The sequence below is a fragment of the Halococcus sp. AFM35 genome (assembly GCF_051195015.1).
GTDB lineage: Archaea > Halobacteriota > Halobacteria > Halobacteriales > Halococcaceae > Halococcus.
Window position 1 is genome coordinate 60,678 of the sequence record NZ_JBNTJU010000006.1, and the last position, 16,890, is coordinate 77,567.

The following is a 16,890-nucleotide window of genomic DNA, read 5'->3' on the forward strand; positions in this document are numbered from 1 at the left end:
TCAAAAAAGCGGCGTGTCGTCCACTTCCTCTTCATCATCTTCGTATGGATCAACGACCTTACGATTTTGTTCCTTATGTCGGATTTTCCAACTGTCGCGCCACTCGTTGGTCGCGTCCAGACTTTGCCCTCCAGGTTTCGTGTGGCGCTTCCGAATCCGGGTCAGCACGGGCGTGTTCATCGCATCGCCGGCGATGACGGCCTGTCCGGGCGTCAGCCCCGGGAGTTCGTCCAGCACGTCCTCGCCGGCGCTCTCGACCGATTGGCGGATCGCCTGCTGGTCGTTCGGGTTCTGAATCTGCATGATTATCTGGGTGCCACATTGGGAGAGCACGTCGGCATCGAGTTTCGAGGGCCGCTGTGAGATGATGCCCACGCCGAAGCCGAACTTCCGACCCTCCGAGAGGATGGTCCGCAGAATCGGCAGCGAGCGGGCGCTGCCGTCGGGCGCGAAGCGATGGCCCTCCTCCAAGAGCGTAAAGAGCGGGAAATCGAGGTCGTCGCCGTCGCCGCGCATCGCGTCCTTGCGCGCCTCGTAGAGCTTGCGAAGCAGCGCCGCGGCGAGCATCTGCTGGTCGTCCTCCGAGAGCCGGTTCAACTGGAGGACCGTCACTTGGCCCGGCGCGACGAGGTCGGTGAGGTCCTCCCGCGCCGCGCTGGCGAACAGGTCGCGGTTGAGTGCGCGATTGAGCCGCCATGCGAGCGCGCTGGCGGTCCCGTGGTCGCCCTCGTCGAGTTCTTCGCACTTGCTGATGATGTCCCGAACGCCGATCTGGTTCGATTCCTTCTGGAGGTCGCGCCATGCCCTGTCAAGCAGTTCCTTCATCCGCTCGCTCGGCTCGTCGAGCAGCGCGAGGAGATCGCCGTAGTTCAAATCGGGAATCGCGACGGTGATCTCCTCGGGAGTGACGATGTTGACCTCCGGCGTGTACGCCCCGTCCTGGAATACCGACGAATGGTCGTCCTCTCGCATCCCGTCGAGGGTGTCGTACTCGCCGTGGGGGTCGAAGACGCACATTGCGGCCCGCGACTGCGGGCGCAGCATCTCCTCGATGACGACGCTCGCGGTGTAGGACTTTCCGCTGCCCGTCGAGGCGAGGATTGCGAGATGGGTTGCGGCGAACGAATCGACCGGGAGAAAGACGTTCGCGGCCCGCGTCTCGCGGTTGAGCAGCCAGCCGACGTGAGCCGTCCCGGCCTCGCGCTCCCAGTCCGCGCTCGGGAGCACGGCCTCAAGGAACTCGTCGTTCGCAAGCGCAACTCTCGAACCGGGGTCCGGCAGCGACCGTGGATTGGCGAACGTTGCCATGTCCTTGTCGAAATACCCGACCACGCGAGCGGTCACGCGGTCGATTTCCACGTCGCCGCTCGGCACCCCGAGCGCGCCCGCGATGGCCTCTGGGTCCACGGTCGGGTCCGCGAGGAACTCCCCGGGCAGGCCGCGCTCCTGTTCGGTGTTGGTGACGCGGGCGAGCACGTCGCGCGCCTCGCCCTCAACGACCGTCTCGTAGACCACGAACTCGCCGGTGCGAACCTCGACTTCAGTGGGCGCGATGAACGCGAACTCGTCGGCGCTCTCACCGGGTTTCTCGACCGTGCCGACCACGGTGTCGGAGGCAGCGGCCACGTTCCGTCCCGTGGGCGGGTCGGGGAGGTCGTCGGTCACCTGACCACCCCGCGGTCGGAACTCGCCTCCCACCGGACCTTCTGTTCGATGACGTCGAGCGTGTTCTCGTTACTCGCCCCCTCACGAAGCCGTTCGATGAGCGAGAGCGTCACCTCCGCGCCGAACTGGCCGGCCGTTTCGATGAGCCGGTCGTAGTATCGCAGCTGGAGACTATCGTCGGGATAGTGGAACTGCCTGAACCCCTCGCCCGAGAGCTTCGAGACCGAATCGTCGATATCGAGCGTCCACCGCGGCAGCTCCTGGGACACCGACGCGAACCCCTGCCCACCCTCGGCCGACGTCAGCTCCGCGACCCCGAGCAGCGCGATGCCGAGCAGCGTCTGCTTCTCGTCGACGTAGCCGGGAACGAACAGCTCCTGATCGGGCGTCGAGAGCCGCGGCCCGTCGCGGCCTTGGTCGGGGTCAACGAGCTGTGAATCGTAGACGACCCCCACGAGCGCGCGCTCGTCACCACGAACGGTGGTCGTGACGTAGACGGGCTGGCCGAACTCGTAGTCCTGTTTTTCGGGCACGCGCTCGCGCTCGTGGTTGCGGTACACCTCGGCGACGTAATCCATCTGGCCGTTCGACGTGACGATGCTCGCAATCGTGAGGTCATCGTCGTCGATGACCGGCTCGTGGGCTGTCATGTCTGTGTGGTCTCCGTGGTCGGTCTCGCTGCTCATCGGCGTCGTCGCTCCTTGCTGAGTGTCTTCGCGTCCCACTCGATGGGGAGATTCTCCTCGTCGGCGAACTCCTGGACCAGCGAGAGGAACCGCTCCTTCGCGCCGATGTCCAGCACGGCGTTGGCGTCGGCTTGCTGGAGGATTTCGGGATAGCCGCGCCCGACGCCGGTCTCGGCGCGAACGATGTCGAGCACGTCGTCGACCCGTTCCTCACGCTGGACCCATTCGGGAAATTCGAGGTAGTCCATCGCGTCGCCGCCCGGCACGTCGAGATACGTGAACAACACCTCCTCGGCGAAGCCGTACTCCGTCCCCTCGTAGGTCGTCGCCAGTTCGTCGACGGTCTCGCCCCAGCGGTTGACGAACGTCAACGAGCGGTCGCCCCACCCCCCGGAGAACGCGCTGAGAACCCGCGCGTCGGCGATGAGTGGTTCGTCACCGAGGCGCTCGCTGTAGGCCTGCTGGAGCATCTTCGCGAGGTTCGTCCGCTTGGTGCCGGCGGTGTAGCCGACGACCGGCACCTCGTGATGTTCGCTCGCCGCCAACACCCGCGCCATCGTCTCGCGATAATACTCGTCGCGCACCTCGGGGGCGTATGTGTTGGCGAACAGCGGGACGAGCGGTCCGTCGTAGACGACGACCGTCGTTCGGTCGCGGTCGGCGAAGCGCCGGATGCACTCGACGACCGCACGGCCTTCCGCACGGTAGCGCTCGTGACCCGGTATGCGACCATCGACGTAACGCATGCCCCCTTCTTCAGCCTGTTCGGTGACCGTCTGCGGGCCGAGGACGTGACTGGACACGTCACCGTCGTAGTCGCCGTCGGGATGATGATGGTTGGCGCTCCACGCGACCTGGACGAGTCCGAAGGGAACGGTGAACTCCTCGGTCGGGCCGATTTCGGAGCCGTCGGCAGCGATTGTCGTCTTTCCCTCCAATACTTCCTTCGCGAACCGATTGACGGCTTCGTGGTTCTCCCACGACGTCGACCGCTCGAACCGCACGACCGGACTTTCGGACCGGTCCCACTCGTCGGTCGGTGCCGCGCCGGGCTGAGGATGGGGGCCGATTTCCGCACCGAGGCGGTCGGCGTCGTATTCGGCGAGCGCATCACGGAGCGCATCGCGATAGCTCGCCACGACGTGCTCGTCGTCGCCAGCGTATTCCCGAATCTCCTCGGTGTAGTGCTGGAGGTCGTTCGCCACCTCGCCGGGATAGAACGGCATCAGTCGCTCACCACCCGCGTCAGCTCTCGGTCGTCGTCCTTTTCGAGTTCGACCGTCCGCTCGGTCATCGACTCAAAAGTTCTATCGTGGCTGATGACGAGCAACTGGTTCAACTGGTCGAAGCGCTCCAGTTGGCTCACGAGGTTCTCACGCTTACCCCGGTCGAGGTTCGCGGTCGGTTCGTCGAGAAACGCCATCCCGACCGTGGCGAGCCGTTCGAGAACCGCAAGCCGAACCGACAGCGCCGCGGCCATCTTCTCGCCACCCGAGAGCGTATCGAACGGCTTGTTCTGCCCGCGCACGCGAACCCGGAGGTTGTACGTTCGGTCCCAGACCAGCGTCTCGGTCGGGGCGGCACGCAACGCCTGATAGATGTCGTTCGCCCGGTCGCCGATTTCGCTGGTCGTGAGGTCCCGGAGGTCTTCAGCACCCTGCTGGAGGCTGTCGCGCGCCCACCGGGCGAACTCCCTGTCGCGTTCGAGTTCGGTCACCTCCGACTCCAGTTCGGCCTTTCGCCCACGCTTTTCTTCGAGTTCGTCGAGGCGCTCGCGGGCGTCCGCGAGGCCGTCTTCACTGTTCTGGCGCTGCTGTTCGCGCTTGGCACGGGTCTCTCGGCGCTCGCCCAGTTCCTCCTTGATGTCGTCGAGTCGTGCCGCATCGAACTCGTCATCGAGTTCCGCGACCTGCTCTTGGACTTCTTGTCGCTCGGCGCGCAGCGATGCCAGCGCCTCGCCCTCGTCGTCGACCGCCGCCTGTCGTTCGTCGAGGCTCTCGGCGACGGGTTCGTTCTGGATGTAGGTCCGATGGGGCTCCTCGGTTTCGGCGATTGTCTCCTTCGTCGTCTCGATATCCCCGTCGAGACCGTCGAAGTCGGCGAGTTCGTCGCCGAGCTGCCGGTAGGCGACGAGTCGCTCGCCAAGTCTCTCTCGCGCATCACGGAGCGTTTCGGCGGTTCCGTCGGCGCTCTCGATGGTCGCCTTCGCGGTGTGGTAGTCCTCGCTGACGCCCTCGCGGTCGGCCATCGCCTCGCGCTTGTCGGGCAGTTCGTCGACGCGCGCTTCGAGGTCGTCGCGCTCGGCCTCGTACTCGAGCTTTTCGGTTTTCAGTTCGTCGATCTCCTCCTCGATGGACTCGTGCTCGCGTTCGAGCCGTGGAATCCGGTCGGTCGCTTCCTTTGCCGCCCGCGCCGCCTCGATGCGCTCCTCGACGGTCGAGATTTCCTCCGCGATGGCCGGCAGTCGCTCCGCCGTGAGTTCCTCGATGCGCTCGCGGTTGCGTTCGATGACGCTCTCGCGGTGGTCGGCGGTCACGGGCTGGTCGCAGGTCGGACACGAGACTGCCGAACCGTCGCCGATGTCGATGGCCCGGAGTTCCTCGTTCTGCTCGCGCAACTCGTCGCGCTCGGCCTCCAAGGACTTTCGCTCGGCCAGGAGGTCCTGACGTTCGTCCTGCCGTGCAGCGAGCGTTTCGGCCTCCTCGCGTCGTGTTTCGGCCTCCTCGATAGCCGCCTCGCGGTCGGCAGCCTCCGCGCGCAGCTCCTCGATATCGGCGTCGATATCCGCCAGTTCGTCCTCAATGTCGTCGAGACGCTCTGCATCGTCCTCCAGCTGAGACACCACCTCTTGCAGCTCCTCGTAGCGCTCCTTTTCGGGTTCGAGTTCGCGCACGCGCTCGCGTGCCCGCTCGGCCGCACGGCGGTCGTCTTTGGCATCGGCGACCCGATGTTTGAGCAGGTCGATTTCGTTTCCGAGGTCGTTGCGCTCGTCTTCGAGGGCCTCGCGTTCACTCCGGCGCTCCTGCAACTCATCGAGACGGTCCTGTGCGGCCTCGTTGCGCTCGTAGCCCTCACGAACCGCTTCGAGCGTCTCGCTGGCCTTTTTCGCCTCGTCGCGGCGCTCCTTTGCGGATTCGAGGTTCTCCTCCTGTGCTGGAATCTTCGTCTCTTCGAGCGCCGCCAACTCCTGTTCGGCGTCGCGGAGGTCCTCTTCGATGGCTTCGAGCCGTTCGCGTTCGTCCTCGAACTCCTCGATATCGGCGTCCAACTGCTCGATGTCGTCGGCAAGCTCCGCGATGGTCGTCTCGTGTTCCTCGACGCGCGCCTCCACATCCGGGAGTTCCTCCAGTTTGGCGTCGAGACCGATGATTTCGTCGCGGTGGTCCCGAATGTCGTCGTCGAACGCCTCGTCGAGCCCGCCGAGGGACTTGTAGGCCTCGCGGTAGCGTTCGATGTCGAACAGCGGGTCGAACGTGTCGATGCGCTCGGTCTCGGTCTTCGTGAAGTCCGCGAGGAAGTCGGTCTGGGCGACGCCGACGCTTCGCTCCCAGACCTCGGCGAGGTCCTCGGCGTCGTCGATGCCGAGCTGGTCGCAAATCCAGCCTTTGATCTCGCTCGTCCCGTCGAGCGAGAGGTTATCCCCGTCCCCGTCGTGGACCTCGTACTTCGACCGGCCGGCCCATCGACGGACCGTGTACTGTGCGCCGGTCGTGCGGTTCGTGAACGTCACGGCGATCTCGCCGGAGGATTCACCGTCGCGCACGAGTCGGTCCTGATTGGTGAACGGATGGCTGTCGAACAGCGCGTAGCCGACGGCCTCCTGAATCGTGCTCTTGCCGGCCCCGTTGTCGCCGAGGATGGCCGTCACGCCCGCCCCGAGGTCGATGGTCGTCTTCTCGCCGTAGCTCTTGATGCCCTCCAAACACACCCGCTCGATGACGATGCTCATTCGCTCCCCCGCGCGTCGAGCGTCTGTTGACTCGTTCGCTCCTCGTTTGCCGCCTCCGTACCGTCATTCGTCTCCACGTCGTCACTCGCCGACTCGTCGCCGGACTCGGCTGCCCCCTCGGGGAACAGTTCGCGCCGACGCTCGCCGAGATACGCCGCGACCTCGCTCGCGCCCTGTCCATCGTCGGTGACGAGTCCTTCGAGTTCGTCGAGCGTCCGCGCGACGGCCTCGGTTTCGGCGCTGTAGCGCGATTCACCGGCGATGGTGGTGAACACCCGCTCCTGAAGCACATCGGTATTGACGGTACCGTCGGCGTCGAAGGCTTCGTCGCGCTCGATATCGCCGAGCAGTTCCGCGATGGCCTTGCGCTCGGTGTTGTTCGTCGGCTGGACGTGCAGCGCATCGAGGCATTCGGCGGCGAGTTCGCGCAGCGCCTCGACGTCGAAGCTCCCGTGGTCGAGGAGAAGTGTGCCGACGAAGCGCACGTTCACGACCGGCTCGCGGCGATTGCCACCGCCATCGCGGTGAATTTTACGCTCACAGGACCGTTCGACCGATGGGCGTTCGTCTTCAAGCGCCGCCGCGAACTCGCCACGGAGGTCCTCGAAGGTGCGATAGCCCGACACGTCGAAGCTCATGGTGTGATACGGCCGGCGATGCGAGAGATGATGATTGGCCGTCCCGTCCTCGGTATCGAAGACGTAGTAGCCGTGGCTTTCGTCCCACCGCCCTTCCTGGATGTCGAGCGCTTCGAGACTGCCCGGGTTCCGGCCAACGGTGCCGGTCTCGTACCGTTTGTGGATGTGCCCGAGCGCGAGATAATCCACGCAGTCCTCGATTGGCGTCAGCCACGCGCGCTTGACCGTTGCGCCGAGGTCCGGCACCGCGTCGTCGACGCCGAAGTGGGCGAGCAACACCGTCGTGTCGGGCGCGCCCTCGCGCTCGTTGACCGCTCGGATACCGTCGGCGATGGGTTCGATGTCGCGCTCGATGTACGCGCCGCGATACGGCACGCCGAAACAGCGCACCGTCTCGCCGCCGTCCTCGATATCGACGAACCCGCCGCCGCCCTGCCGTGGGTCGGCGAGGTCGGTTCGGACGAACGCCGGGTCGTCGCTCGGGTTCCCCGACAGCAGCGTGATGAGACCGTTGTCGTTGAGATACTGCAACCACGTCAGCTCGCGGCGGGTGCCCATGCTCTGGTCGTGATTGCCCGGCGAAACGACGACGGGAACGTCGACATCGGCGAGAACGGATTCGGCCTCGTTGAGGGTTTTGGGACTCACGTCACGGGAATCGAAAAGGTCGCCCGGCAGCAGGATGGCCGTCACGTCGTGCTCGCCAACCGTCCCGAGGAAGTGCTCGAAGGCGAGTTTGACGTCCGTCTCGCGCTGTGGGTTGTCGTACTGTCTGTGGCCGAGATGGATGTCGGCGGCGTGTGCCAGCCGCATGCTCACCACCCCGAGCGAGGTGAAACTGTTCGACCGAACGAACGATACGACATGGAGGGCGGACGAATCGACACGATAGTGATAGCGCCCACGCGGCGAGTCATAAATCTGGGCAAACCGGAGCGAAAGTGAAGCTCCCGACGGCGACAGCGGTCGCCCGAAACCGACGAATCACCCCGAGTGTCCTCACGGAGGGAATCAGCCGGTGGTCTGGAGCCACGCTATCCGGCGCGAGCCGAGCCGGCGGAGCAGCGCCGAGGAGCCATAGCCCAACACGCCGACCGCTATCATCCCGACGATGATGTTCGAGTACGCGCCCGCGGTGAAGGCGTTCCAGATGAAGTAGCCGAGACCGCTGCTCGACAGCAACTCGGCGGCGACGAGGCTCACCCACGCCAGCCCCATCGCGTTCACCAGCCCCGTGTATATCGACGGGAGCGCGCCCGGCAAAATCACGTGTCGCAGCGTCTGCGTTTGTGAGGCCCCGAGCGAGCGCGCCGCCTGCGGGTACTCCTCCTCGACGCCGCGCACGCCCTCGACGGTGTTCAGCAGTATCGGGAAGAAGGCCGCCAGAAAGATGATGAACCGGACGATGTTCGCGGGCGTGAGCAGGATTATCGTCAGCGCCGGATACCACGCAATCGGCGGAATCGGCCGAAGCACTTCGAGCGCCGGGAACGTCAGGTCCGAGATGGTCTCGCTGCGCCCGATGAGCAGTCCCAGCGGAATCGCGACGACCGCCGCGACGACGAAGGAGAGGTACACCCGGAACGTGCTGCGGGCGACTTCCTCCCAGAACGAGCCGCTGGCGGCCGCATCGACGAACGCAACCCCCACCTCGACGGGCGAGGGAAGGCTCGGGACGACCTCCACGACCATCGTCACGAGCGCCCAGACGACCAGTATCGAAAGCAGCGACGCCGCCTGTTGGAGGCGCTGTTCGTACGCCATCAGGCCCGCCCCTCCGCCTGCTCCATCGCGCGCTCGGCCTCGATGTGGAGGTCCATGCCGTCGACGGCGACGAGTTCGTCCTCGCCCTCGCCGTAGACCTTCGTCAGGTCCTCGATGTTGACCGTCCCGGTGCCGCTCGATTCGGTCCACGAGCGGAACTCCTCGGTGCGCTGTGCGTCCGTGTCGGTGTCTGTCGTGGTGTCGTGTTCACTCATGATTGCTCCATCGACCACGGCGTCAGCCAGCGACCGAGCGCCTCGACGAGCGCCGAAGAGGCGTAGCCGAGCGCGCCGACGGCGAGCATGCCGATGACGACGACCTGATTCTGTAGCAGTCGTGAGCCTTGGATGATGATGTAGCCGAGTCCCGGCCCGCCAGTCAGCAGTTCGGCGGCGACGACGGTGATCCAACCGAGACCGATGCCGAGGGAGAGACCCGTGATGATCGAGGGCAGCGTCGCCGGCAGGATTACGTGCCGGAAGACGTCGCCCGAGGAGGCCCCGAGCGAGCGCGCCGCCTGCGTGTACTCGGTCTCGATGGTGCGTGCGCCCTCGATGGTGTTCGTGAAGATTGGGAAGAAGGCCCCGATGAACACCACGAACAGCGCGGGCAGCGGCACCGATAGCGACCCCAGCGCGAGCGCCGGAAAGACGATGATGGCGATTGGCAGCCACGAGATGGGCGGGATGGGACGAAGCGCTTCGAGTGCCGGGTAGAGCAGGTTCTCCCAGCGGTCGCTCGTCCCCACGACGAGACCGAGCGGGATGGCGAGCAGCGCCGCCCCCACGACGCCGACCGCGACCCGCGCACCCGAGTAGACCGCATGGAGATAGATGGTGTCGCCACCCTCGGTCAGTGGCTGGCCGGCGAGCGCGCCGACGAACTCGACGATGGTCGTCGTGGGGCTGACGAAGTGCTCGAAGTTGAGCACGCCGAACTGATACAGCAGCCACCAGACCGCGATGAAGCCAACGAGTGAGATGAGCTTGCGAACACCGCGTACTGGCGACGGCAGGTATCCGGTGAACTGCTCGACGAGGCGCTCGCTCACCGAACTGGTGCTCATCGTCGTCCTCCGGAGGCGTTGCCGCCCGAGGCGTTTGTCGCACCGGTGACGTTGCCGCCACCCGAGGCGCTGTCAGCGGTCTCACCCGAGGCGTTGTCGGCACCCGGTTCGAACGACGTGTTCGGGGCGTTACCGGCCCGGCGTGGCGACCACTTGACCGCATCGTCGAGTTCGGCTGCCGCCTCGTCGAGGATTTCGGGCTTGTAGCGGTCGGGCGGCGGCGGCGCTTCGAGTGCCCCCAGGCGAGTGAGGAACTGCGGGCCGGTCTTCTTCATCAGTCGTCCCGGGGCCTTCGCCTGCTCGTAGTCGGTCGCATACTCCAATCGTTGAATGTCCTCGCCGATTGGCGGGTCCTTGTAGACACCCCATCTGAGCGTCGAACGGTCGAAATACCGGAGGTCTTCCTCCTGTGCGACGAGGTCGAGCGTCCGCTCGTGGTCGGTAGCGAGGACCCGCGTCGACTCAAGCTCAGCTTTCAGGATTCCTTTCGCGGCCTCGCGGTGGTTGTTGATCAGGTTATCGGTCATCGGGATGCCGCCAGCGTCGATGACGCCGTACTCCGCACCGGTCGAGACGTATCGCGTTACCTCGTCCTGGAACACCGATTTGGCAATCGAGGGCTCCCAGCCCAGCCCTGCGGCAATCCGGTTCTCACGGAGGTTGGCGAGGATGGTCGAGATGCCGGTATCCTCGATTGTGACGTCGATGTTCTCGGCTTCGAGCAGTCGGAGGAGGTACCGATGGGTGCAGGAACCTGTGGTGACGCCGACGGTCTTACCGGCGATATCGGACGTCTCCTGAATAGGGGAGCCACGAGGCACCACCAGCAGGTTACACTGTTGGCCGCGCGACCAGTTGGCAAGCCCGACGAGGCTCGCCGGCGTCTCGTTCTGGGCGATGGTCACCAGCGCCGGCATGTCGCCCATCCAGCCCACTTGATTCTTCCCGACGCTGATGCGGTTGGCGATGACCGCACCCTGCAGGGCCGACTGCCACTCCAAGGAGTAGCCATCGGGGAGGTATTTCTGTGGGATGTCGCTGTGTTTCATGATGAGTGCCTCCCATGCGTGGGCCGAAAACGGCTGATAGCCCATCGTCAGCGTCGTTCCGGTGCCGCTGGCCGACCCGAGACAGCCAGCCAACAGCCCGGTTCCCCCGATGGCCGCCCCGCGAAGGAATCGCCGTCGGGAACTGCTGCTCGATACCCCAGCCAATCGTTGTCGATAGTCGTCTTTCATGGATGAATCGTCATTGCTTGCCACCAGATACGTTCCCGCCGGCCCCATGCCAGCCCTCTTCGGGGATGGCAACCGCCCATCCCGTCGTGTAAGTTACGTATTGGATATTTTTGCATTGACTTATCTAAATCTGTTGCCTTCAAGCACAAGCAACGGTCGATGACGACCCGTCGACTCGACCCGGACGGTAGCGCCTTTCGAAGCGCACCGCGATACTGTCGAGTTCGCTATCGCAATCGGTCATCCTATCCGCTGTGCGTGAGGACGATACCGGCTGACGAGCCAACGACGGTCGTTCGTCCACTGTATCGGAGCATGAGAGCCGGATGTCGGACAAAAGTATTTATATATTCGTGACGATTCGCTCGATGGGAGATGAACAAGCTCTCGGACGTCGACACCGACCAGCTACGGGCGGCGCTCGCTACCGTCTCGGATGCGAAAGCGGCGAAGCGACTGATGGTCGCGCTCGCCTATGCGGACGGCGTCCGCGTCGAGACGCTCAGCGAGCGGTACGACATCCCGCGAGCGACGGTCTACTCGTGGCTCGACCGATTCGAACGGCAGCCGGTCCGGGAAGCCATCACCGACGACCATCGTCCGGGGCGGCCACCGAAACTCGGCGAGCGACAGCGCGAGCGGCTGGCCGCTGCACTGGCCGATTCGCCCGACGAGCACGGTCACGAGACCGCGGAGTGGAACCCCGCACTCGTTCGCCGACACATCGAACGAGAGTACGGCGTCACGTACTCGCTGGGCCACGCGCGCCGCCTCTACAACGAGATTCGGGACCCGAGTTAGCAGCCGTCCTGAAACGGTCCGGTTCCGTGATACGGACCACAGGTTGGCAGACGGTCCAAATATCCACTATATTATGTAGCTTTGGCGTGGAGCCGTTCGCGCACACTGCCCCAAGAACAGACGGTGAAGTAGATACTCCGATAGAATCTGAACTCAGCTAGGTCGATTTGTCATTCATTCCCTCGGCGAAATTTATGCTGTCAATATAAGTTTTATTTTTAGAATATAATGAACCCATCTGTCTGAATTCAGAGATCAACAACAATCGCTGCTGGTCTCGCAGACCTCGCCGTACTCGACACCAGTCGTGTTACTGATCGCTTCGTTGCACTGTTCCAGTAGCGGTTCGAATTCGAATTCGGATTCCGTCGATTCGGCTTGCGTGTCGGCAAGTGCCTCACCGAGGTTTTCGGCGGCAGCCAAAACGTCGCTCTCGGTGGTGCTCAACAGCAGCCACCTCCGGTAGACTGGGCGAACTCCTGCCCGATCCGATCGCTGATTATATCGTTGGTCTTCTGTAACAATTCGGTGAGCTCTTCCTGGGAAGCCTGCTGTCGTTGGATGGTCTCGTTGTCGGCTATCTCGGTCTGAAGCCCTTTGAGTTCGCTCATCACCGACTGGTCGAATTCCTCGAGTTGCATCTGTTGCTGTTTTTGCTGGAAGTCCTGGAGCAACGCCGACGCCTCCGGGTCGTTTTTGAGTGCTTCGCTGGCCTCACTGAACTGTTGATAGGTCCCGGAGTCGGTGAGCGTCTCGATGAACGTCCGGAGTTCGGCTTCGACAGCTGTCCCTTCTGATTGGACCTCGCTCATGAGATCATCACCTCCTCGTGTTTCTTCGAGAGCTCCGAGAGTCCAGTAAGCTCTTCACCGAACGCGCTCAATTCATCCGATCCGACCGGCTCGTCCCGACGCAACGGCGCAAGCATCATCGGCGTTTCGAAGCGTTCCTTGATTTCGCCGAGATACTTCTTCTGTTGGGCCCGTCGATTTGCGAAAAAGGTGTTGTCGCCGTACTCCTCGGGGAGCAGGTAGTTCGCAACGACGAAGGCCGTCTCGATACCGACCTGCTCTTTGAGGTCCTCAGCAGCGCGATAGGCCTCCATCATCGGGGTGAATTCAGGGGACATGACGAAGGCGAAGGAACTTTTCGTCGGGTTTTGCATCGTCTCGATGACTTCGTCGTACTGATCGCCTTTCGAAGGAGCGCCTCCCTTCGTCAGCGATTCCAAGTCCATGAAGCCTTCCAGTCCGAGGGCAGTTCCAGCAATCGGAGCGTATGGCCAGTCGGGCAGTGTCGAAGACGACGATGTCGTAGCCGTCTTCCTGGAAGTAGCTCACGAACTTTTCAAGGGCCGCCATCTCTTCGGCACATGGATATTCTAGTTCTTCCTCAACGTTGGAGATGGCGGCCTCGACGTCCAACTCGGTGTCTTTCTTGTTCTCTCACATCTCGTGGACGTGATCAAGCACCTGCGTGCGGTACTCTTCGAGTGCCTGCTCTTGGTCGATACGGGCCGCATCGAGGTTCGTCTGACTCACTGACGTGGGGTCGTAGCCGACTGGCTCGCCGAAGATGTCTTCGAGGTGTGCAGCCGGATCGGTCGTGACGACGCATGCTGAATCGAGACCCCACGCTGCTCCCGCGAGGCCGCCGCCGGCTGGTCACCATCGCGGAGGCGCTCGTCCTCGATTCGGAGATCGTCCTGCTTGACGAACCGATGGTTGGATTCGACGCTGCCGCCCGCCACCGGATTCGAAACACTATCGAGCGCCTCACGGCCGACGGTAAGACGGTGGTACTCGTGGAGCACGACATGGATCTCGTCTGTGCGGCGGCTGACACCGTGACGGTGCTCGCTGACGGGCAGGTGGAGACCACGGGCGAGACCCGAATGGTGTTCGCTCCCGAGCGGTGGGACGACCTTGCGGAGCACGACATCCGACCGCCGCGAGCGGCCCGGCTCGCCCAGCGGGTCGGGGTTGATGCACTCGATGAATAGCCAGTCTGTGCATAACAAATCTAGCTAGCCGACATCAGGTTAATACGAAATCGAACTGACCCGCAGAACATCTACCAGTCGCTTCACTACTCGGAGCGTGTTTTCGGGACCAACGGGTCTCAGAGCGCGTCGTGTTCGAAGTTCATCGCCACGTCAACGTCGAGCAGGTCGGTCAGCGTCGGCGCGACCGCGCGGGCGTCCACATCGTCGGGCACCGAGTCGGGGGCTGCCGGACCACCAAGGCCGTAGAACCCGTCGACGTCGGCACGGCCGTGCGAGCCACCGACCTTCGAGGCGTCCAGCGAGACCAGTCCCTCCTCGCCGAAGAACAGCTCGACGGGGTCGAAACCGGGTTTCGCGTGGATATCCATGTCGCGGGCGTAGTACGGCGCGTTCGCATCGTCGTGCCACCAGTAGTATTGAAACCACGCCGACGGCTCGGCGACACAGACGAGTTCGCCAGCGTTGGGATGAGCGACGCCGTACTCTTTTTTCCCTTCGTCGCCGAGCACGCGCTCGACGCCATCGAGTCCGGAGAGTGCCTCGCGGGCCTCCCCGACGACGCTCTCATCGGCATAGACGTGGGTTATTTGGTGGTCGACCATCGCGAACGCTTTCGAGTTCTTCAGGTCGACCTCCTCGCCACCCTCGCCATCGTCTTTCACCGAGAGCAAACCCGTCTCGCGCAGCGCACGGTTCGGGAACACAGGCATATCGACGTCGTTGAACCCGTACTCGCTGACGACGTTTATCACCGTCTCATCCCAGCGCTCGCCGTCGCGCAGGAAGTCGACGAACTCGCCAATGAGGTCGTCAGCGACGCCGATTGCCTCGCGGAGTTCGTCACTATCCGGTCCGTGGGCGAGTCCGGCGTAGTCGAGATAGGGGACGTATATCCACAGCAGGTCGGGGTCGTAGCGAGTGAGTGCCTCGCGGGCGGCATCGAGAATCCACGCGGTCGATTCCTCGTTCGCGCCGGGACCCCAGTAGCTGTGTAGCGGGAAGTGGCCGTACTCGGCTTCGAGGTCGTCGTAGAAACCATCCGGATTCGTCCAGCAGTTCATCTCTAGAATGGTATTTTCCTCGTCCTCGATGGGCGAGGGCGTGAGCGCGACGTCCGCGCTCGTCCCGATGAGATGCTGGAAGCAGAACACGCCCGTGGTGAGTCCCGCCTCGCTCGCGCTCTCCCAGAGGCGGTTTCGCTCCTCGCGCTCGCGCTCCCAGAGCGCCACTTCGTCTCTCTCCCTGTCGTATTCACCGTTCGCCACGTCACCGTGATTTTCGGGTGATTGGCCCGTCGCGAGCGTGCTTTGGACGGGCAGCGTGACGGCCGGGAACGGCGACCGGAGGTCAGCGCGCGCACTCTCGCCCGCGAGGTCGGCGATGTTCGGCGCGAGGCCGGCCGCGACATGTTCGCGTTCGAGACCGATGACGTCGAGGACGATGGCCCGTCCGGCGTCGCTCATCGCTCGCCCTCCGCGCCGATGGCGGCCTGCTGTGTGGTGTGGGCTTCGACGTACTCGGCAAGCATTCCGAACTGCTCCGAGAGGTCGTGTTCGTCGACACCGAGCGGGTCCTTGAAGAACGAGGCGAGGTGGGGCTGCAAGCCGCTCTCGCCCTGCTCGTCGGCAAAGGCGAGCAACCGTGCGAGGTCGAGCACCAGGGGTGCGGCGAGCGCCGAATCGGAGCCTTCCCACGTGAACTGGAGTTTCATATCGGTATCGAGAAAGCCGCGGAAGCGCACGTCGTCCCACGCGGTCTTCCAGTCGCCGAGCGCGGGCGTGTAGTCGATGCGCACCCGGTTGTGGGTGTCGTCATCGAGGATGCCGTCGAGCACGCCGCCCTTGCTCGCCAGCTTGCCGGCCTTGTTCGCGTCGTCTTCGAGCACCTCGCCATCCCGGTTGCCGAGGATGTTGTGCCCCTCCCACGAGCGAACCCGAAGGTTGCGCCCGGCGAACATCGGCGCGAGCGCGGACTTCATGAGCGTCTCGCCCGTCTTGCCATCTCGTCCCATGTGCGGGACGCCCTCGCGCTCGGCGAGGTCTCGGAGGCCGCCGAGTGCGTTCGCTGCGTTCGGCGTGAAGTTCACGAACGGATGCCCATCGGCGAGTGCGGCGTAGGCGTACAGCGAACTCGCCGGCAGCGGGTCGTCGTCATCGAGCGCGCGCTCGATGGTCTCGATGGAATCGTATTTCTCGGGGTCTGCGGGCATCGGCTCCGAGGAAGCGACGTTCACGACCACCACCCTGTCCACGTCGTTGTCCTCGCGGAAGGCATCGTAATCGCTCCGAATGTCCTCGACGACCTCCCGCAGCGAGAGCGCGTCGTCGGTTCCCTCGTCGGCGAGGTCCGCAACCGCCTGCCCGCAGTTGCGGGCCGTGCCGGTCTCGATGCGGTCGTCGATTGCGTCCAACTCCTCGCGGACGGCATCGAGCGTTGTGGGGTCGGGAATCCCGTTTCGCTCGCTGAGTCGCTCTGCGGTCTCGACGACGCTGCCGGTCTGCACGTCGTGACCACCGAAGACCAACGAATCCACCGAGGGTAGGTCGAGGCTGTCACACGGCGCGCGCTCGGTGACCATCCCCGTCGTATCGGTCGCGTCGCGGGCGATGGCGCGTGCCCCGACCATCGCCGTGGTGGCGACGTTCCCGCGCGCGCCGACGAGCCAGACGCCGGTCGTGCCCGTACTCACGGAGACCACCCGCCGGACGAGTCGGCACTCGGCTCGCTCTCCGGCCACGGCTGCGATTCGTTCTCTCCTGACTCGATTGACTCGAAACTCCGTCGCTGCATCTACTACTGAGATGGCTCGGAGACACACCTACTTTGCGATATGAACACCGAATACGGCCCAGTATCGAGATTACTCCACAGTAACGGTCTCGTCGAAAATCGACCATGTTCGATGGCTGATCACGCACCGCAACAGCCACACCCTCCCCAGCCGATTCGTTCATGGTTCGAGAGAGCTTCGCTCTCTCGTCATCACGAAAGGCTCCGCCTTTCGAACGACTCCGTTCGCTCATCCACCGTCAGAGCGAAGTCGTCCGGAAGAGCGAAGCTCTTCCGTGATGACGGAAG

General features: G+C 64.0%; 15 protein-coding genes and 1 pseudogene. 2 read left to right on the forward strand and 14 right to left on the reverse strand.

Annotated elements, in window-relative coordinates; genetic code table 11:
• The 9 genes from ACQUQO_RS06590 to ACQUQO_RS06630 all read right to left on the reverse strand — a co-directional run bounded on the left by ACQUQO_RS06590 (position 1) and on the right by ACQUQO_RS06630 (position 11,006).
• Positions 1-1,665, reverse strand: coding sequence for an ATP-binding protein (locus ACQUQO_RS06590; protein ID WP_435077173.1), 1,665 nt, complete (start codon positions 1,663-1,665; stop codon positions 1-3).
• Entirely contained in the window at positions 1,662-2,351 is a 690-nt protein-coding gene (locus ACQUQO_RS06595) for a hypothetical protein (protein WP_435077174.1), read from the reverse strand. The genes ACQUQO_RS06590 and ACQUQO_RS06595 overlap by 4 nt, the downstream gene beginning before the upstream one ends.
• Positions 2,348-3,577 (reverse strand): DNA double-strand break repair nuclease NurA, encoded by a 1,230-nt coding sequence (locus ACQUQO_RS06600; RefSeq protein WP_435077175.1) that lies wholly within the window; start codon positions 3,575-3,577, stop codon positions 2,348-2,350. Before ACQUQO_RS06600 ends, ACQUQO_RS06595 begins: the two co-directional genes overlap by 4 nt.
• Complete coding sequence (locus ACQUQO_RS06605) at positions 3,577-6,300, reverse strand: AAA family ATPase (RefSeq protein WP_435077176.1); 2,724 nt, start codon at positions 6,298-6,300, stop codon at positions 3,577-3,579. Before ACQUQO_RS06605 ends, ACQUQO_RS06600 begins: the two co-directional genes overlap by 1 nt.
• The gene (locus ACQUQO_RS06610) at positions 6,297-7,751 is read right to left on the reverse strand and encodes a metallophosphoesterase family protein (protein WP_435077290.1); all 1,455 of its coding nucleotides are present in this window, start codon (positions 7,749-7,751) and stop codon (positions 6,297-6,299) included. The genes ACQUQO_RS06605 and ACQUQO_RS06610 overlap by 4 nt, the downstream gene beginning before the upstream one ends.
• 198 nt (positions 7,752-7,949) lie before the next feature.
• Positions 7,950-8,702: an ABC transporter permease gene (locus tag ACQUQO_RS06615; RefSeq protein WP_435077177.1), complete on the reverse strand. Its 753-nt coding sequence runs from the start codon at positions 8,700-8,702 to the stop codon at positions 7,950-7,952.
• The gene (locus tag ACQUQO_RS06620) at positions 8,702-8,917 is read right to left on the reverse strand and encodes a hypothetical protein (RefSeq protein WP_435077178.1); all 216 of its coding nucleotides are present in this window, start codon (positions 8,915-8,917) and stop codon (positions 8,702-8,704) included. The genes ACQUQO_RS06615 and ACQUQO_RS06620 overlap by 1 nt, the downstream gene beginning before the upstream one ends.
• Positions 8,914-9,768, reverse strand: a complete 855-nt coding sequence (locus tag ACQUQO_RS06625; protein ID WP_435077179.1) for an ABC transporter permease — start codon at positions 9,766-9,768, stop codon at positions 8,914-8,916. Before ACQUQO_RS06625 ends, ACQUQO_RS06620 begins: the two co-directional genes overlap by 4 nt.
• The gene (locus tag ACQUQO_RS06630; protein ID WP_435077180.1) at positions 9,765-11,006 is read right to left on the reverse strand and encodes an ABC transporter substrate-binding protein; all 1,242 of its coding nucleotides are present in this window, start codon (positions 11,004-11,006) and stop codon (positions 9,765-9,767) included. The genes ACQUQO_RS06625 and ACQUQO_RS06630 overlap by 4 nt, the downstream gene beginning before the upstream one ends.
• Positions 11,007-11,381: 375 nt before the next feature.
• On the opposite strand from ACQUQO_RS06630, the gene ACQUQO_RS06635 reads away from it, so the two are divergent.
• Positions 11,382-11,807 carry a helix-turn-helix domain-containing protein gene (locus ACQUQO_RS06635; protein WP_435077181.1) on the forward strand — a complete coding sequence of 142 codons (426 nt, stop codon included), beginning with the start codon at positions 11,382-11,384 and terminating at the stop codon, positions 11,805-11,807.
• 255 nt (positions 11,808-12,062) lie between these two features.
• Here the strand turns inward: ACQUQO_RS06635 and hcsS are convergent, their stop codons facing one another.
• From hcsS to ACQUQO_RS06650, 3 genes and pseudogenes are all read right to left on the reverse strand, one after another.
• The gene (hcsS, locus tag ACQUQO_RS06640; RefSeq protein WP_435077182.1) at positions 12,063-12,254 is read right to left on the reverse strand and encodes a halo-CC-star protein HcsS; all 192 of its coding nucleotides are present in this window, start codon (positions 12,252-12,254) and stop codon (positions 12,063-12,065) included.
• On the reverse strand, positions 12,251-12,619 hold the full coding sequence (hcsL, locus tag ACQUQO_RS06645; protein ID WP_435077183.1) for a halo-CC-star protein HcsL: 369 nt from the start codon (positions 12,617-12,619) through the stop codon (positions 12,251-12,253). Before hcsL ends, hcsS begins: the two co-directional genes overlap by 4 nt.
• Positions 12,616-13,420: pseudogene (locus tag ACQUQO_RS06650) on the reverse strand (ArsA-related P-loop ATPase); the annotation flags it as partial. The gene hcsL and the pseudogene ACQUQO_RS06650, both read right to left, overlap by 4 nt.
• Positions 13,421-13,422: 2 nt before the next feature.
• On the opposite strand from ACQUQO_RS06650, the gene ACQUQO_RS06655 reads away from it, so the two are divergent.
• Complete coding sequence (locus ACQUQO_RS06655; protein WP_435077184.1) at positions 13,423-13,809, forward strand: hypothetical protein; 387 nt, start codon at positions 13,423-13,425, stop codon at positions 13,807-13,809.
• 119 nt (positions 13,810-13,928) lie between these two features.
• Here the strand turns inward: ACQUQO_RS06655 and ACQUQO_RS06660 are convergent, their stop codons facing one another.
• Together ACQUQO_RS06660 and ACQUQO_RS06665 are read right to left on the reverse strand one after the other, a co-directional pair.
• A complete protein-coding gene (locus ACQUQO_RS06660; protein ID WP_435077185.1) occupies positions 13,929-15,275 on the reverse strand; it encodes an alkaline phosphatase family protein in 1,347 nt (448 codons plus the stop codon).
• On the reverse strand, positions 15,272-16,549 hold the full coding sequence (locus ACQUQO_RS06665) for an inositol-3-phosphate synthase (RefSeq protein WP_435077186.1): 1,278 nt from the start codon (positions 16,547-16,549) through the stop codon (positions 15,272-15,274). The genes ACQUQO_RS06660 and ACQUQO_RS06665 overlap by 4 nt, the downstream gene beginning before the upstream one ends.
• Positions 16,550-16,890: the final 341 nt, after the last annotated feature.

Excerpts from the sequence above, each read along its gene's own strand:
- ACQUQO_RS06595 (WP_435077174.1), bottom strand. The coding sequence starts at position 2,351 with ATGAGCAGCGAGACCGACCACGGAGACCACACAGACATGACAGCCCAC.
- ACQUQO_RS06600 (WP_435077175.1), bottom strand. The coding sequence starts at position 3,577 with ATGCCGTTCTATCCCGGCGAGGTGGCGAACGACCTCCAGCACTACACC.
- ACQUQO_RS06605 (WP_435077176.1), bottom strand. The coding sequence starts at position 6,300 with ATGAGCATCGTCATCGAGCGGGTGTGTTTGGAGGGCATCAAGAGCTAC.
- ACQUQO_RS06610 (WP_435077290.1), bottom strand. The coding sequence starts at position 7,751 with ATGCGGCTGGCACACGCCGCCGACATCCATCTCGGCCACAGACAGTAC.
- ACQUQO_RS06615 (WP_435077177.1), bottom strand. The coding sequence starts at position 8,702 with ATGGCGTACGAACAGCGCCTCCAACAGGCGGCGTCGCTGCTTTCGATA.
- ACQUQO_RS06620 (WP_435077178.1), bottom strand. The coding sequence starts at position 8,917 with ATGAGTGAACACGACACCACGACAGACACCGACACGGACGCACAGCGC.
- ACQUQO_RS06625 (WP_435077179.1), bottom strand. The coding sequence starts at position 9,768 with ATGAGCACCAGTTCGGTGAGCGAGCGCCTCGTCGAGCAGTTCACCGGA.
- ACQUQO_RS06630 (WP_435077180.1), bottom strand. The coding sequence starts at position 11,006 with ATGAAAGACGACTATCGACAACGATTGGCTGGGGTATCGAGCAGCAGT.
- ACQUQO_RS06635 (WP_435077181.1), top strand. The coding sequence starts at position 11,382 with ATGAACAAGCTCTCGGACGTCGACACCGACCAGCTACGGGCGGCGCTC.
- hcsL (WP_435077183.1), bottom strand. The coding sequence starts at position 12,619 with ATGAGCGAGGTCCAATCAGAAGGGACAGCTGTCGAAGCCGAACTCCGG.
- ACQUQO_RS06655 (WP_435077184.1), top strand. The coding sequence starts at position 13,423 with ATGCTGAATCGAGACCCCACGCTGCTCCCGCGAGGCCGCCGCCGGCTG.
- ACQUQO_RS06660 (WP_435077185.1), bottom strand. The coding sequence starts at position 15,275 with ATGAGCGACGCCGGACGGGCCATCGTCCTCGACGTCATCGGTCTCGAA.